Origin of the sequence: Kribbella sp. NPDC051620, from assembly GCF_044453825.1 — a bacterium.
GTDB lineage: Bacteria > Actinomycetota > Actinomycetes > Propionibacteriales > Kribbellaceae > Kribbella.
Window position 1 is genome coordinate 485,632 of sequence record NZ_JBITDB010000006.1, and the last position, 15,277, is coordinate 500,908.

Annotated in this window: 16 protein-coding genes; 4 read left to right on the forward strand and 12 right to left on the reverse strand. The window is 68.8% G+C overall.

The annotated features are described in order from the left end of the window. Positions 1-4: 4 nt before the first annotated feature. Genes ACIA12_RS31935 through glgC form a run of 5 tightly spaced genes read right to left on the reverse strand, consistent with a single transcriptional unit; the run spans position 5 to position 5,802 of the window. On the reverse strand, positions 5-427 hold the full coding sequence (locus ACIA12_RS31935) for a RidA family protein (RefSeq protein WP_396370924.1): 423 nt from the start codon (positions 425-427) through the stop codon (positions 5-7). Next, entirely contained in the window at positions 424-1,929 is a 1,506-nt protein-coding gene (locus ACIA12_RS31940; protein WP_396370925.1) for a 2-hydroxymuconic semialdehyde dehydrogenase, read from the reverse strand. The genes ACIA12_RS31935 and ACIA12_RS31940 overlap by 4 nt, the downstream gene beginning before the upstream one ends. Next, the gene (locus ACIA12_RS31945) at positions 1,926-3,245 is read right to left on the reverse strand and encodes an FAD-dependent oxidoreductase (protein WP_396370926.1); all 1,320 of its coding nucleotides are present in this window, start codon (positions 3,243-3,245) and stop codon (positions 1,926-1,928) included. Before ACIA12_RS31945 ends, ACIA12_RS31940 begins: the two co-directional genes overlap by 4 nt. Next, positions 3,242-4,579 carry a kynureninase gene (gene kynU, locus ACIA12_RS31950; protein ID WP_396370927.1) on the reverse strand — a complete coding sequence of 446 codons (1,338 nt, stop codon included), beginning with the start codon at positions 4,577-4,579 and terminating at the stop codon, positions 3,242-3,244. Before kynU ends, ACIA12_RS31945 begins: the two co-directional genes overlap by 4 nt. Further along, positions 4,576-5,802: a glucose-1-phosphate adenylyltransferase gene (glgC, locus tag ACIA12_RS31955; protein WP_396370928.1), complete on the reverse strand. Its 1,227-nt coding sequence runs from the start codon at positions 5,800-5,802 to the stop codon at positions 4,576-4,578. The genes kynU and glgC overlap by 4 nt, the downstream gene beginning before the upstream one ends. A gap of 65 nt (positions 5,803-5,867) precedes the next feature. On the opposite strand from glgC, the gene ACIA12_RS31960 reads away from it, so the two are divergent. Both ACIA12_RS31960 and glgA read left to right on the forward strand, forming a co-directional pair. Beyond that, positions 5,868-6,407 (forward strand): GNAT family N-acetyltransferase, encoded by a 540-nt coding sequence (locus ACIA12_RS31960; protein ID WP_396370929.1) that lies wholly within the window; start codon positions 5,868-5,870, stop codon positions 6,405-6,407. 19 nt (positions 6,408-6,426) lie between these two features. Next, positions 6,427-7,581 (forward strand): glycogen synthase, encoded by a 1,155-nt coding sequence (gene glgA, locus ACIA12_RS31965; protein WP_396370930.1) that lies wholly within the window; start codon positions 6,427-6,429, stop codon positions 7,579-7,581. Positions 7,582-7,596: 15 nt separating this feature from the next. On the opposite strand, the gene ACIA12_RS31970 is transcribed toward glgA, so the two are convergent. Together ACIA12_RS31970 and ACIA12_RS31975 are read right to left on the reverse strand one after the other, a co-directional pair. Next, entirely contained in the window at positions 7,597-9,135 is a 1,539-nt protein-coding gene (locus ACIA12_RS31970) for a leucyl aminopeptidase family protein (RefSeq protein WP_396370931.1), read from the reverse strand. Positions 9,136-9,256: 121 nt separating this feature from the next. Beyond that, positions 9,257-9,424, reverse strand: coding sequence for a DUF3117 domain-containing protein (locus ACIA12_RS31975; protein ID WP_012923066.1), 168 nt, complete (start codon positions 9,422-9,424; stop codon positions 9,257-9,259). Between the two features lie 185 nt (positions 9,425-9,609). Here ACIA12_RS31975 and ACIA12_RS31980 point away from each other — a divergent pair, with 185 nt between their 5' ends. Both ACIA12_RS31980 and ACIA12_RS31985 read left to right on the forward strand, forming a co-directional pair. Next, positions 9,610-10,440 (forward strand): PaaX family transcriptional regulator C-terminal domain-containing protein, encoded by an 831-nt coding sequence (locus ACIA12_RS31980; RefSeq protein WP_396370932.1) that lies wholly within the window; start codon positions 9,610-9,612, stop codon positions 10,438-10,440. 32 nt (positions 10,441-10,472) lie between these two features. Beyond that, a complete protein-coding gene (locus tag ACIA12_RS31985) occupies positions 10,473-11,264 on the forward strand; it encodes an enoyl-CoA hydratase/isomerase family protein (protein WP_396370933.1) in 792 nt (263 codons plus the stop codon). Positions 11,265-11,349: 85 nt separating this feature from the next. On the opposite strand, the gene snpA is transcribed toward ACIA12_RS31985, so the two are convergent. From snpA to ACIA12_RS32010, 5 genes are all read right to left on the reverse strand, one after another. Further along, positions 11,350-12,018 carry a snapalysin gene (snpA, locus tag ACIA12_RS31990; RefSeq protein WP_396370934.1) on the reverse strand — a complete coding sequence of 223 codons (669 nt, stop codon included), beginning with the start codon at positions 12,016-12,018 and terminating at the stop codon, positions 11,350-11,352. 209 nt (positions 12,019-12,227) lie between these two features. Continuing rightward, complete coding sequence (locus tag ACIA12_RS31995; RefSeq protein ID WP_396370935.1) at positions 12,228-12,791, reverse strand: DNA-3-methyladenine glycosylase I; 564 nt, start codon at positions 12,789-12,791, stop codon at positions 12,228-12,230. Then, complete coding sequence (locus ACIA12_RS32000; protein WP_396370936.1) at positions 12,788-13,225, reverse strand: SRPBCC family protein; 438 nt, start codon at positions 13,223-13,225, stop codon at positions 12,788-12,790. The genes ACIA12_RS31995 and ACIA12_RS32000 overlap by 4 nt, the downstream gene beginning before the upstream one ends. Further along, entirely contained in the window at positions 13,225-14,256 is a 1,032-nt protein-coding gene (locus ACIA12_RS32005; RefSeq protein ID WP_396371178.1) for a DivIVA domain-containing protein, read from the reverse strand. The genes ACIA12_RS32000 and ACIA12_RS32005 overlap by 1 nt, the downstream gene beginning before the upstream one ends. Positions 14,257-14,366: 110 nt before the next feature. Continuing rightward, positions 14,367-15,236: a TIGR00730 family Rossman fold protein gene (locus tag ACIA12_RS32010; RefSeq protein WP_396370937.1), complete on the reverse strand. Its 870-nt coding sequence runs from the start codon at positions 15,234-15,236 to the stop codon at positions 14,367-14,369. Positions 15,237-15,277 lie beyond the last annotated feature (41 nt).

The window sequence follows — 15,277 nt, forward strand, 5'->3', positions numbered from 1 at the left end:
TCCTTTACGGCTGCTGGGACTGTACGGCTGCGACTGCTTGGATCTCGATCAGAAGCTGCGGATGCGGCAGCTGATGGACAGCGACCGTCGTCCGGGCCGGCCCACCCTCGTCGAAGAACTCGCCGTAGACCTCGTTGTACCCACCGAAGTCGTTCATCGACACCAGGTACGCCGTAACGCTGACCAGATCGTCAAGGCCGGCACCGACCGCGCCCAGGATGTCCCGGATGTTCTCCAGTACCGCCCGCGTCTGCACCCGGATGTCCAGCGTCGTCGTCCCGAACTCGTCCACCGACGCGCCCGCGATCGTGTTGTCCGGCAACCGGCTCGACGTCCCCGACACGAAGGCGAACCCACCGGCCACCTTCACATGCGGAAACCGCCCCCGCGGCGTCGCCTTGCCCGCCACCACCTTCGCGTCGCTCACGACAGCTCCACGCAGACGTTGGTCAGCTCCGAGTAGAAGTGGAGCGAGTGGTTGCCGCCTTCGCGACCGATCCCGGAGAGCTTGGTACCACCGAATGGCGTGCGCAGATCGCGCAGGAACCAGGTGTTGACCCAGACGATGCCGACATCGAGCGCCGCGCCGGCCCGATGCGCCCGGCCCACATCCCGCGTCCAGACCGTTGCCGCCAGCCCGTACTGCGAATCGTTGGCCAGCGCGAACGCCTCGTCCTCGGTGTCGAACGGGGCGATGTGGCAGATCGGGCCGAAGATCTCCTCGGTGTTCGTCCGGGCGGTCGACGGCAGGCCGGTCACCACGGTTGGTTGCACATAGCAACCGTTGTCGCGGGCGTCGCCGAAGGACGGTATGCCGCCGCCGGTCAGCAGGTCGGCACCTTCGGCTCGTGCGAGGTCGTAGTACGAGAGAACCTTGTCGCGGTGGGTTTTCGAGATCAGTGGCATGTTGACGGTGGCCTCGTCGGCGGGCCAGCCGAAGGTGAGTTCGGCGGCCCGGGCGGCGAGGCGGGTGCTGAACTCGTCGAAGACGGAGCGTTCGACGTACAGGCGTTCGGTGCACAGGCAGACCTGGCCGCCGTTGGTGAAGACCGAGCGGACCGATCCCTCGACCGCCGCGTCGAGGTCGGCGTCGGCGAAGACCAGGCCGGCGTTCTTGCCGCCCAGCTCGAAGGACACTGCCTTCACCCCGTCGGCGGCGACCTTGGCGATCGCGCTGCCGGTGGCGGACTCGCCGGTGAAGGTGATCGCGTCGACGCCCGGATGCTTGGTCAGGAACTCACCGGCCGACGACGGACCGAAGCCGTGCACGAGATTGAAAACCCCGTCCGGTACGCCCGCGGCCGCCATCACCTCGGCGAGAACGGTGGCCGACGAAGGCGTCTCCTCCGATGGCTTCACCACCACAGAGTTGCCACAGGCAAGCGCCGGCGCCACCTTCCAGGTGAGCAGCAGCAATGGCAGATTCCACGGCACGATGATCGCGACGACCCCGACCGGCTTCCGCACCGCGTAGTTCAGCGCCCGCCGTCCATCAGCCAACGTGGTCGTAAAGGACTCAGTCGACGCGGTCGTCGCAAAGTCCGCGAACGACCGAAAGTTGGCCGCCCCCCGAGGAATGTCCAGCGTGCGAGCCTGACTGATCGACTTCCCGGTATCCCCCACCTCAGCGGCCACCAGATCCTCGAACCGCCGCTCCAACTCATCCGCAACCCGCCGAAGCACCCCCGCCCGCTCCTGCTCACCCATCCGCCCCCAAGGCCCGCTCAAGGCGGCCCTGGCAGCGCTCACAGCAGCATCCACAACAGAAGCGTCCGCCTCGGCAACGTCGAAGATCTGCTCCCCCGTCACCGGACTGACCTTGGCAAAAGGAGCGCCGCCATCGACAAACGAGCCACCGACGAAGTTCCGCAACAGCCCGACCGACTGAGGCTGTCCGGTCAGCAAGCCCGGCTGCCACAAGCCGCTCATCGTGTCCCCCGGCCAGAGCGGGCGATTCGTGTCGCGGCGCCTAGTACGCCGGCTCCTAACAGCACGGCGGCGGCTAGGAATTGGTGTTGGCGGTGGACGCGTTGCTGGACTTCGGCGTACGGGGTGGTGGAGAAGGAGACCAGCTCGTAGCGGGAGACGTAGCGGCCGGGGAGCAGGCGTTCGAGGGCGTGTTCGATGCGTTTGCCGAGGCGGTAGACGGGGCTGGTGACCTTGTCCCGCATTTCTACGAAGTTGTCGAGGGCCATGGCGGCGATCGCTTCGGTGTTCTCGCGGCGGCGGTGTTCGTACAGGGGTAAGGCTCGGGCCCAGGAGCCGCCGGTGTCGGCCAGGCAGCGGTCGAGCTCGACCACGTCTTCGAAGGCGCAGTTGGCGCCCTGGCCGTAGAAGGGGACGATGGCGTGAGCGGCGTCGCCGATCAGGGCGGTACGGCCGTGAGCCTGCCAGGGTTGGGTGTGGACCGTACCGAGGACGCCGACCGGGTTGTGGAGGTAGTCGTCGACCAAAGAAGGCGCCAACGGCAACAGATCTGGGTAGTGCGTGCGGAAGTGCGCCTCGATCGAGACCGCGTTGCTCAGGGCATCGAAATCGCCGGCCGGCCAGAAGAGCGTGCAGGTGAACGAGCGGTCCGGGTTCGGCAGGGCGATCATCATCGACGTGCCCCGCGGCCAGATGTGCAACGCACCCGGGTCGAGCGCAAAAGCACCGTCCACCGCTGGGATGCTCAGTTCCTTGTAGCCGTAGTCAAGGAACTCCACAGACTCTACGACAGCCCCCTCGGCCAGCAATTGTTCCCGTACCGCCGAGCCCGCGCCGTCAGCACCCAGTACTACGTCCGCCGACACCTTCACCTTGCCGCCGGGTGTCTCGAAGACCATCGACCCGGTGCACGAATCCAGCTCCACCAGCCGGTGCTCGAAATGCACCGAGACCCCGGGCGCCGCGGCCGCCGCGTCGAGCAGCGAGTTGTTCAGCGTCCCGCGACTGATCGAGTTGATCGCCCGATCCCCCGACGCGGAGTACTGGTGGAAGTCCAGCTGGCCGGCGACCGGATGGATCATCCGCCCCTTCATCGGCAGCGCGTCGGTCATCACCGACTCGACCAGCCCGATCCGGCGCAACGCGTCCAGCCCGCGCTCGGAGATCGCCAGGTTGATCGACCGTCCCCGCTCGGGCTGTCCCACTCGCGGGTCCGGCCGGCGTTCGTACAGGTCGACCGACAGCCCACGCCGCGCCAGATAACACCCGAGCAGACTCCCTGCCAGGCCGGCGCCGACGATGGCTACACGCTCAGTCATGCATTCTCCGGAACAGCCTGGGCCAGCGCGTCAACCGCGCGCCAGCAGTCGTGGTACAGCGAATAGAGCGGCACAGGAGCCAGCCGCAGTATGTCGGGTTCGCGCGCGTCGGCGATCACGCCGTGCTCGAAGCGCAGCGTCTCGGACAACGCGCCGGCTCGCAGCCCACCGCCGATGCGGAGCGACAACTGAGCACCCCGCCGCAGCGGATCGGCAGGCGTGATCACCTGCAAGGGCCGCGAAGGCGTGATCCCGGCCAGCAACTTCTCCAGGTGCGCCGTGAGTCGCAGGCTGCGCTCGCGAAGTACCGAGATGCCGACCTTGCCGAAGATCTCCAGCGACGTCCGTACCGGGCTCATCGAGAAGATCGGCGGGTTGGACACCTGCCACGCATCGGCCGAGGCCGGCGGACGCGACTCGGGCGCCATCTCGAACCGGGACGCCTCCTCGGTACTCCACCAGCCTTCGAACCGCGGCAGCCCGGACGCCAGATGACGCTCGTGCACGAAGGCGCCGGCCAGCGCGCCCGGCCCGGAGTTCAGGTACTTGTACGAGCACCAGGCGGCGAAATCCACGTTCCACTCGTGCAACGACAGCGGCACGTTCCCGACCGCGTGCGCGAGATCCCACCCGACAACGGCACCGGCCGCCTGACCGGCCTCGGTGATCGCCGGAATGTCCATCAATTCGCCGGTCAGGTAGTTGACGCCGCCCAGCAAGACCAGGGCGACGTCCGGTGCCGACACGGCGGCGAGTACGTCCTCGGTACGCAGTATGTCCTCGCCGGCTCGCGGCCGGAGCCGGACCACCGCGTCATCAGGTGAGTAGCCGTGGAACGCGGCCTGCGACCGTACGGCGTAGCTGTCCGACGGGAACGCCGCGTCCTCGATCACGATCCTGAAGCGGTCAGCCGTCGGCCGGTAGAACGACACCATCAGCAGGTGGAGGTTGACCGTCAGCGAGTTCATCACGACGGTCTCAGTCGGCAAGGCGCCGACCAGCCGGGCCGCGGGCTCGGTCAGCAACGAGTGGTACGGCAACCACGGGCGCAAAGCGTCGTGGTGCCCGTCGACGCCCCAGCGCCCCCAGGAGTCGAGGTCCTCGAGCAACTCGACCCGGGTCGCCTTCGGCCGCAACCCGAGCGAGTTGCCCGCGAAGTACGCGACCTCGGGATACCGCCCGTGCTCCACCGGCGGAATGTCGAACAACTCCCGCCACCCCGGATCGCCCTCGTCGAGCGCCACCGCGGCAGCCTCGGCCTCCCCCGGATCCACGATCCAATCCGGCGGCACTCCCGGCTTCGCCTCGTCCGGCTTCACTTCGTCCGGGTTCACGCTTCGATGACCGTGTCTTTCCCGACTGCCGTCACGCCGCCCTTGCTGACGGTGAAGCCGCGTTCGCGGTCGCGGTCGGGGTCGACGCCGACCTCGACGCCGTCCGGCACGATCACGTTCTTGTCCAGGATGACGTTCCTCAGCACGGCGTTCGCGCCGATCTTGCAGTTGTCCATGATCACCGCGTTCTTGATGTTCGCGCCCGCGCTGACGATCACGTTGGCGCCCAGCACCGAGTGGTCCACGGTCGCGCCGGAGATGATCGAGCCGGCGCAGACGATCGACTCGCCGACGGTCGCGTTGTCGGTGAACTTGGCGCCCGGCAGCTGCGGGTGCGAGGTGAAGATCGGCCAGTCGGAGTTGTACAGGTTGAAGACCGGCTGGATCGAGACCAGGTCCATGTGCGCCTCGTGGTACGAGTCGAGCGACCCGACGTCACGCCAGTACGACCGGTCCCGGTCCAGCGCGCCCGGTACGTCGTTGTCCTTGAAGTCGTAGACCCCCGCCTTGCCCTCGGCAACCAGCATCGGCACGATGTCGCCACCCATGTCGTGCCGGGACGCCGGGTTGGCGGCGTCCTTGCGCAACGCCTCCACCAGGACGTCGGCGCTGAACACGTAGTTGCCCATCGAGGCGAACGTCTCGTCCGGCGAGTCCGGCAGGCCCGGCGGGTCGGCCGGCTTCTCCAGGAACTCGGCGATCGTGTGCCCGTCCTCGGCGGTCTTGATCACGCCGAACTCGGACGCCTCGGCGCGCGGTACCCGGATCCCGGCCACCGTCACGCCGTTGCCGCGGGCGATGTGGTCGGCGACCATCTGGGAGGCGTCCATCCGGTACACGTGGTCCGCGCCGAACACCACGATGATCTCGGGTTTCGCGTCGTTGATCAGGTTCATCGACTGGTAGATCGCGTCCGCGCTGCCCTGGTACCACTGCGGGCCGAGCCGTTGCTGGGCCGGCACACAGGTGACGTAGTTGCCCAGGAAGGTCGACATCCGCCAGGTGATGGTCACGTGTCTGTCCAGCGAATGCGACTTGTACTGCGTCAGCACGCAGAGGCTGCGGATGCCCGCGTTGACCAGGTTGGACAGCACGAAGTCGATGAGGCGATAACTGCCCCCGAACGGCACGGCCGGTTTGGCCCGGTCCGCCGTGAGCGGCATCAGCCGCTTGCCCTCGCCACCGGCCAGCACGATTCCCAGAATTTTCGGTGCCTTCGCCATGTCCGCACCTTAGCTTTGGTTGCCCCGTTGCATAAGACGGTTGAGAGTGTCGTGACACTAGGTGTATGCCAATTCTTGTCGAACCCACTACCTCCGTTCACCGGTCCTTCCTCGAAGCTTGGGACGAGTTGCGGTCCTCGGAGGAGCGGTGGATGGGGGCGAGCGGGTTCCGCGAGCGGTGGACCCGGGAGCAGGCCGAGGACCCTGGCGAGTTCGCGCGGATGGTCGAGGCGATCCGTGCGGACGCCGACGAGAGCATTCCGCCGCCGCCCGACCTGGTGCACCAGACGACGCTCTGGTTCGTCGACGACGGGGTCGAGTGGCTGGGCCGGCTCGCCATCCGGCACACGCTGACGCCGCCGCTGCTCGAGCTCGGCGGGCACATCGGGTACTGCGTACGACCGTCCGCCCGGCGCCGCGGCCACGCCACCCAGATGCTGCACCAGTCGCTGCCGATCGCCGCCCGGCTCGGCATCGATCCCGCCCTCGTCACCTGCGACACCGGCAACGAGGCGTCCCGCAAGGTCATCCTCGCGGCCGGCGGCGAACAGGAGGACGAACGCCACGGCAAACTCCGCTTCTGGGTCGCCACCCACACCTCGTGACTTGGCTTATGGTCGGGGGATGAAGATCGCGATCCTGACGCGTGAGTTTCCGCCGGACGTGTACGGCGGGGCCGGGGTGCATGTGGACTTCCTGGTCCGGGAGTTGCGCAAGCTGCTCGAGGTCGAGGTGCACTGCATGGGCGAACCACGAGCCGGCGCGATCGCGCACTCCGAGGACGACCCGCGCATCCCGCACGCGAACGCGGCCCTGCGCATCCTCTCCACCGACCTCACCATGACGGCCGCCGTCGGCGAGGCTCAGCTCGTCCACTCCCACACCTGGTACGCGAACATGGCCGGCCACTGGGCCAAGCTCCTGTACGGCATCCCGCACGTGGTGACCGCGCACTCGCTCGAGCCGCTGCGCCCGTGGAAGGCCGAGCAACTCGGCGGCGGGTACCGGCTGTCGAGTTGGGCCGAGCGGACGGCGTACGAGGCCGCGGACGCGGTCGTCGCGGTCAGCAACGCGACCCGCGACGACATCCTCGCCAGCTACCCCGCAATCGATCCCGCCAAGGTCCACATCATCACCAACGGGATCGACGCGGACTTCTACCACCCGGACCCGTCGACGACCGTGCTCGAGCGCCTCGGCGTCGACCTCAGCCGCCCGTACGTGACGTTCGTCGGCCGGATCACCCGCCAGAAGGGTGTCCCGCATCTGCTCCGCGCGGGGCTGCAGCTCGATCCGTCGGTACAGCTCGTACTGCTGGCAGGCGCCGCCGACACCCCCGAACTGAAGGCTGAGACCGACGCGCTCGTCGACGAGCTGAAGGCCAGCCGCGACGGCGTCTTCATCGTCTCCGAGATGCTGCCGCGCGAAGAGGTCCGCCAGGTGCTCACCCACGCGCTCGCGTTCTGCTGCCCGTCGATCTACGAACCGCTCGGCATCGTCAACCTGGAAGCGATGGCCTGCGAGACCGCTGTCGTCGCCAGCGCGGTCGGCGGCATCCCCGACGTCGTGGTCGACGGCGAGACCGGCACGCTGGTCCCGTACGACGAGAACGACCCCACCACCTTCGAACGCCAACTGGCCGAAGGCATCAACGCTCTGGTCGCCAACCCGGCCAAGGCCGAGGCGATGGGCAAGGCAGGCCGCACCCGGGCGATCTCCGACTTCGGCTGGGACGCCGTCGCCAATCGCACTGTGGAGCTCTACCAGTCGCTCCTCTAGCTACCCAAAGAGGCGTCAGCCGATGCCGGCGGTCGGTGCCTCGCTGGTGAGCCAGGTGGTGAGGAGTCGGGCGCCAGCGCCGGTGGCGCCCAGGGAGTACTCGTACTCGTCGCGCGGGGACTCCGCGATGCTCGACAGGTCGAGGTGTGCCCACGGCAGCCCGCCGGTGAACGCCTTCAGGAAGAGCGCGGCGGTGATCGAGCCCGGCCCCTTCGAGCTGTTGACCGAGTCGGCGATCGGGGTCGAGATCAGGTCGGCGTACTCGTCCGGCAGCGGCATCCGCCACAGCCGCTCGCCCGACACCTCACCCGCGTCGGCCAGCCGCGCCGCGAGCCCGTCGTCGGTGGCGAACAGCCCGCCGTACAGCATCGAGCCGAGCGACACCTTGATCGCGCCGGTCAGCGTGGCGATGTCGACGACCGCGTCGGGCTTCAGCTCGTTCACCGCGTAGGCGAGCCCGTCGGCGAGTACCAGCCGTCCCTCGGCGTCGGTGTTCTTGACCTCGGTCGTCCGCCCGCCGTAGTGCCGGATCACGTCGTCCGGCCGGTACGCCGTGCCGGACGGCATGTTCTCCGCCGAGCAGATCAACCCCGTGACCCTGACCTGGGCGCCCAGATCGCGCAGGGCCGACATGGTCGCGATCACCGAGCCGCCGCCGGTCATGTCGCGCTTCATCGACACCATGCCCTCGCGCGGCTTCAGCGACAGGCCGCCGGTGTCGTAGGTGATGCCCTTGCCCACGAGGACGACGTACGGCGTGTTCTTGGTCGCGCCGGCCGGGGTGTAGTCGAGGCGGATGAATCGCGGCGGGCGGGTCGAGCCCTTGCCGACCGCGAGGATGCCGCCGAAGCCGTCGGCGGCGAGCTGCTTCTCGTCCCAGACCTTGACCTCGAGGCCGGTCTGCGCGGCCAGCTCGGTGGCCCGGGCGGCCATCCAGGCCGGGTCCTTCTCGTTCGAGGGGGTGGTGGCGAACTCGCGCGCCAGCCAGCCGGTCCGCCCGATCACCAGGCCGCGCTCCAGTACGGCGGCGCGGTCGTGATCGGAGCCGTCGGTCAGCACCACCCGCTCGACCAGCGGCTTGCCCACGTCGACCGTCTTGCGGGTGAAGGTGAACGACCCGAGCGCGATCCCCTCGGCGAACGCCTGGAGCGCCTCGTCGTCGATGCCCTCGGCAACGACCGTGGTCAGCTCGTCCTTGCCCCGGCCGAACCGCGCGATCGCCGCACCGGCGTGTCGCAGGCTCGCCGGGGAGCCGTCACCGGCGCCCACCAGCAGTACCTCGGCGACCTCACCGGTCAGCAGCGGGTACGCCGTGGTCGCTCCCGCCGTCGGGCTGAACCCGGTAGCGCGCTGCGCCTCGAGCAACCGGTCGAGGTCGACCCCGAGGCGCTCGCCTGCCTCCTTGGCAGCGGCCGGCAGCCCGGCCTCGTCGCCGACCACGATCACCCAGGTCCGCGACCCGTGCACGGGGAGCCCCGGCTGCCAGACGACGGCAGGCAGAGTCGGGAAGCTGTTGCGGGCGCTGCTGCGGCGAGCCACCTTGGACGTCCTCACTGTTTTGATCAAAAGAAAGTGTCGATGTCACCGTAACGACCCCGGCCGGTGCCGGAAAAGGCACCCACCGGGGTCGTGGAGTTGTGGGTGCGCTCAGCTGGAGCACACCGAGGAGATCGGATCAGCCGACAACGGCCTTGAGCGCGTTCCCCAGCTCGGTCGCCTCATCGGCGTTCAGCTCGACGACGAGCCGACCGCCGCCCTCGAGCGGAACCCGCATCACGATGCCCCGGCCCTCCTTGGTGACCTCGAGCGGACCATCGCCCGTCCGCGGCTTCATCGCCGCCATGCGCGCACCCCTTCCCTCATTGGATACTGCCCTCTTCGGTGTTGAGCGACGACACCGAACGGACGCTGGAGTGGCCGGCGCCCGCGCGGTGATGCGCCGTCGGCGCGCATCGCAAAGTGTGTATCTCGACCCATTATCCCCGATCCCGGGCCAGAGCCGTGCACCATACGGCAGACTCAGGTCTCGTGCACGCCCGTTCAGCCCTCTTCGACCTGTACGGCGACCACCTGCGCGCGCGGGGAGCGCGCGCACCGGTGGCCGCCCTGGTTCGGCTGCTTGCCCCGCTGGGCGTGCATCCTCCGGCCGTTCGCACCGCCGTGTCGCGGATGGTCCGGCAAGGCTGGCTGGAGCCGGTCCGGATCGACGGGCAACCTGGTTACGCGCTCACCTCCCGGGCGCGTCGCCGCCTCGACGACGCCGCCGTCCGGATCTACCGGACCGACGCCGACGGCAACCTTCCGCCGGACCAGCCGGGCACCCCCGGCGACTCGCCCGGTGGGTGGGACGGGCACTGGCATCTGGGCATCCTGCGGGAGGTCCCGAACGCCCGCCGGCGCGAGCAGCTGGCGAGCCAACTCGCCTTCCTGGGTTGGGCTCCGCTGTCCGACGCGGCCTGGGTCGGCCTGCGCAACGACGCCGAGGTGGACCAGATCCTCAGCCTGGAAGGGATCGCCGTGGACCGGTTCCGCGCGCCGGTCGAGGACGACGCGGCCGAGTTCGCCCGCCGGGTCTGGAAACTGGACGAACTCGGCGCGTCGTACGACTCCTGGCTGAAGGACGCGAAGGCGCTGGTCGACAGCGCCGGTGACGAGCTCACCGACGAGCAGGCGTTCGCAGTACGGTCTGAACTGCTGCACGAATGGCGCAAGTTCCTGTTCCTCGATCCCGGGCTGCCGGCCGAGCTGCTGCCGGCCGGCTGGGCCGGTACCAGGGCGGCCGCGTTCTTCGACTTCCACGCCACCCGGCTGGGCCACGCGGCCGGGCGTTTCGTGGACAACTGCCTGACCATTCACTGACTATCTTCACCGAGTGTTGGGAGCCAGCAACGATGAGTGACCCTGTGCTGTACGACGTGGCCGACGGCGTCGCGACGATCACCCTGAACCGGCCGGACGCGATGAACGCGTTCGACACGCCGACCAAGGTGGCGTTGCGGGACACCGTCCAGGCGGCGGCCGCGGACGACGCGGTCCGGTGTGTCGTGCTGACCGGCACCGGGCGCGCCTTCGGCGTCGGGCAGGACCTGAAGGAACACATCCGGCTGCTCGAGGCGAACGACACCGACGCCCTGTGGAGCACGGTCCCCGATCACTACGCGCCGATCGCGCTGGCGCTGGCCGAGATGCCCAAGCCGGTGATCGCCGCGGTGAACGGGGTCGCCGCCGGGGCCGGCGCGTCGATGGCGTTCGCCTGCGACTTCCGGGTGGTCGCGGAGACGGCGGGCTTCAACTTCGCCTTCGCCGGGATCGCGCTGTCCTGCGACACGGGTGTCTCCTGGACGCTCCCCCGATTGATCGGTACGGCGCGGGCGACCGAGTTGCTCTACTTTCCGCGCACGATCCCGGCCGCTGAAGCGCTGACGCTGGGGCTCGCTACTTCCGTAGTACCGGCTGAGGAGCTCGCGAGCGCGACGGCCGAGCTGGCAGCCAAGCTGGCGAACGGGCCGACCGTCGCGTACGGATCGATCCGGCAGTCGATCGCGTACTCCGCGACGCACACGCTGGCCGAGTCGCTGGCGTTCGAGGGCGGCAAGATGCAGCTCACCGGCGACACCGAGGACCACCGCAACGCGGTCGCCTCCTTCGTCGCCAAGGAGAAGCCGACCTTTCACGGTAGATAGAGCCACGGCAAGTAGGTCCATGACGTACCGCGGCCCGGAAACCCCCATTTGAGGGTTTCCGGGCCGCGGTCTGTGCTGAGCCGGGTCAGCGGATGGTCTGGAAGGTGCTCAGACCGGTCTTGCCGTTGGCCCAGAGCTGGTTGACCCGGTTGCGCTCGGTCGAGTTCGGGTAGGCGTTGGTGCAGGACGGGCCGGGGCCGCCACCCGACATCAGCTCGCTGCACGGACCGGAGTAGTGGTCCGGCAGACCGAGCACGTGGCCGGTCTCGTGGGCGACGATCCGGGTCGGGTTGTACTGCTGCGCCTGGGCGAAGTCGAGGAAGATGTAGCCCCGGCCGTGGCCGTTGGTGGACGCGTACGAACCGCGCGGGTCGTTGCCCTGGGTGTAGTAGAAGTCGTACGAGCCGCTGGTGACCTGCTGCAGCTTGACGTTGGCGACCGACGAGTTCCAGATCGACGTCGACTGCGAGATCTGGCTCGAGAACGACGACGCGGCGTTGCGGTACCGGACGGTGACCGCGGCGAGCTTGTTGCCGCTCTTGGCCTGCTTGGCCAGCGCGGACTTCATCACCGCGTCGTAGAAGGCCTTGTTGGCGGCCGCTTCGGCCGGGGAACCGGCGTAGGTCGAGACGGTGGTCGCCTCGGCGCGCTCGGGGGCGGGAGCGGCGGTCGCCTGGCCGGCCGCGGCAGCGGCGAAGCCGAGGGCGGCGGTGGCCAGGATGGCCAGGGAGGAGATGAGCTTGCGATGGGGCATGGGCGGGCCTCATTCAGATCTTGGGGCGGAGAGCGATCGATGGACTACCGAACGCGACTGACCCCGCAGTGATACCAAGGACCGGCATTTTCCGCACCAGGACGGCAGATAACCGAGGGTATTCCTGCACGCACCCTCGGTAGATCCCGGCAACCCTCGGGGTAACCCGTCGTTTGAGAGCGATACGCCGGCTGCTGCCGAGGGCCACGTCAGCGGGCGATGCAGTCGGCCAGGTGGTCGTTGACTATGCCGGTGGCCTGCATGAGGGCGTAGCTGGTGGTGGGGCCGATGAAGACGAAACCCTTCTTTTTCAGGGCTTTGGCCATCGCGATCGACTCCGGGGTGGTGGCCGGTACGTCGCTCATCGTCTTCGGGGCCGGGCGGTCGGCGGGCTGGAACGACCACAGCAGGTCGGTCAGTTCGCCGGGCGCCAGCTCGAGCAGGGCGCGGGCGTTGGTGATGGTGGCGTTGATCTTCAGCCGGTTGCGGACGATGCCCGGGTCGGCCATCAGCCGGTCGAAGTCCTTCTCGCCGTACGCCGCGATGCGCTCAGGATGGAACTGGTCGAAGGCTTTGCGGAAGTTCTCCCGCTTGCGCAGGATGGTGATCCAGGACAGCCCGGACTGGAACCCCTCCAGCGTCATCCGCTCGTACAGGCCGTGGTCGTCGCGGATCTCCTTGCCCCACTCGTCGTCGTGGTACGCGATGTACTCCGGCGCGGAGGTGGCCCAACTGCAGCGTGGCTGCCCGTCCGGGCCGATCACGGCCGTCATCGCGCGATCACCGCGGCGAGGCGCTTGAGCGAGATGCGCATCATCAACTCGAACGTGGGGCGGATGACGGGCCAGGCCGTGCGGCCAAGGGCGCCCAGAGGTGGGATGACGTCTTCGGACCAGGTGAACGTGCTGCCGTTCGCCGCGGGTCGGACTGCGAAGGTACCGGTGCCGCGGACGATCGTGCCGAGGTGTTTCACGGTGCATTCGTTGGGTGGGTCCCAGTGGGTGATGACCATGTCGTCAGTGAATCCCAAGGGACCGACACTTGTCCGCGCCGCTACTCCCCCGCCGACGCCCCGGCCGTCGTTGTCGGTGGCCCAGACGCGGGTGAACAGCATCCAGTCGGACTGACCGTTCCAGTCCATCACCGCGTCCCAGGCGGCCTGTGGATCGAGCGGCAGGTCGACGGCGGCTTCGGCGTGGCAGGACATCAGTTGGGACGCTGGACGGCGCTCACGTCAGGCGAGGCACTGTGCCGGCCACGCGGCAGCTCACCGCTCTCGTCCTCGTCGTCGTCACCGTCGGTCCCGGCGCGGTCGGTGTCGGCGCGGTCGGGGTCGGCGTCCGTGGGGTCGGCCGGGGTGGCTGCGGTGTTCTCGGCGAGGACCTCTTCGGAGTACTCGGGAGGGGGCTCTTTCGCCGTGAACCAGGACTCCGGTTCGGCGTCCTCGGTGGTGTGGACAAGCTCCTGCAACATCGGCGGCAACGGCACGGGAGCCTGCGGCCGCTCATCGAGCACCGAGCTCGTCTCAGCCTCCTCGAACCAGGGCTCAGCCGGTACTTCGTCGGCCGCCGGTACAGCCGGTACTTCGTCAGCCGCTGGTACGGCCGGTACGTCGTCAGCCGCCGGTGCAGAAGGTGCCTCGGTTACTGCTGTGGGTTGCGCAGGTTGTTCGGCGTGCACCTCCGCAGGTAGCTGGGTATCCACCTGCGCCTGCGGCTTGGCGGGGGCTTCCGGTGCGGGCGGTGCCTCGGCAGCCGGTACTGCGGGGGCCTCGGGCGCGGCCGCGGTCTCGGCGACGGCTGCTGGGGTGGGCTCCGGTTGGACGGCGGCTGGAGGTTCTTCCGGGGTGGGGAAGTCGCCGCCGACGAGGATGGGCTTGTTGTAGCCGGTGTCGTCGAAGTCGGTGGGGTGGTAGTCGGCGCGGGCGGTGAAGCCGGCGCCCTCGGGGCCGTGGATGATCGGGCTGACGGCTCGTTCGAGGTCGGCGATCCGGCGGTCGCGTTCGGCCACCTCGCGGGCGACGCGTTCGAGCAGGGTGTCGACCTCGTCCATCCGGTATCCCCGCAGGCCGACGCCGAAGCGGGCCGTCTCGAGGTCGTCGGCGGTGAGCGCTTGCCGCGCCGGCACCGTCAGATCCGGCCGGTCGTCGTACGCCGGGGCCATCGCGCCCCACCGTCCGGAGGCAACGACGGCAACAGCCCCGATCAGGAGCACGACAATCAGCCCGAAGAACCACATCACGTGACCGATCGTGCCATGCCGACGGACAACCCCGCACAACCACGGGCCGGTCGCCGGTTGTCAACCCCCAGTTTCAGCCCCCCGCCACCGCGAGACCAATGCAGGATTCACATGCCGTCGGAGCCGAGCCGGCGGGTTTCGCGGCGCTCCCTGGCCTCCGGGCTGTCGGACTCGGCGACGTCGCGGGCGGCCGCTGCCGCTGCCTCTTCAGCGGCCGCGTCGGCCATCTCGCCGGCCTTCACGATGTAGCTGATCGCCTCGTCCACGTCGTCGGTGATGGTGAACATCTCCAGGTCCGCCGCCGAGATCTTGCCGTCGGCAAGCATCGTCTCGCGCAGCCAGTCGGCCAGCCCGCTCCAGTACGACGTACCGAACAGCACCACCGGGAACGACGTCACCTTGCGCGTCTGCGCCAGCGTCAGCGCCTCGAACAGCTCGTCCAGCGTGCCGAACCCACCCGGCATCACGACGAACCCCTGCGCGTACTTCACGAACATCGTCTTGCGGGTGAAGAAGTACCGGAAGTTCATCCCGATGTCGACCCACTCGTTCAGCCCGTTCTCGAACGGGAGCTCGATGCCGAGCCCGACCGACACTCCGCCGGCCTCGGAGGCGCCCTTGTTCGCCGCCTCCATCACGCCCGGTCCGCCACCGGTGATCACCGCGTAACCGGCGCCGACCAGCTTGCGCCCGAACTCCTCCGCCGCCGTGTACATCGGGTCCTCGGGCTTGGTCCGCGCCGACCCGAACACGCTGATGGCCGGCCCGAGCTCGGCCAGCATCCCGAAGCCCTCGATGAACTCCGACTGGATCCGCAGCACCCGCCACGGATCGGTATGCACCCAGTCCGACGGCCCGCGACTGTCCAGCAGCCGCTGCTCGGAGGTCGAGTGCTGCACCTGGTTGCGGCGCATCACGACAGGCCCCCGCTGCTGCGAGCCCTGCGGACGGTCGGGGTGGATCGATGGGTCGGTCATGTGTCCAGATTAGTGCGCCCGGACGGTACGGACCCGGCAAA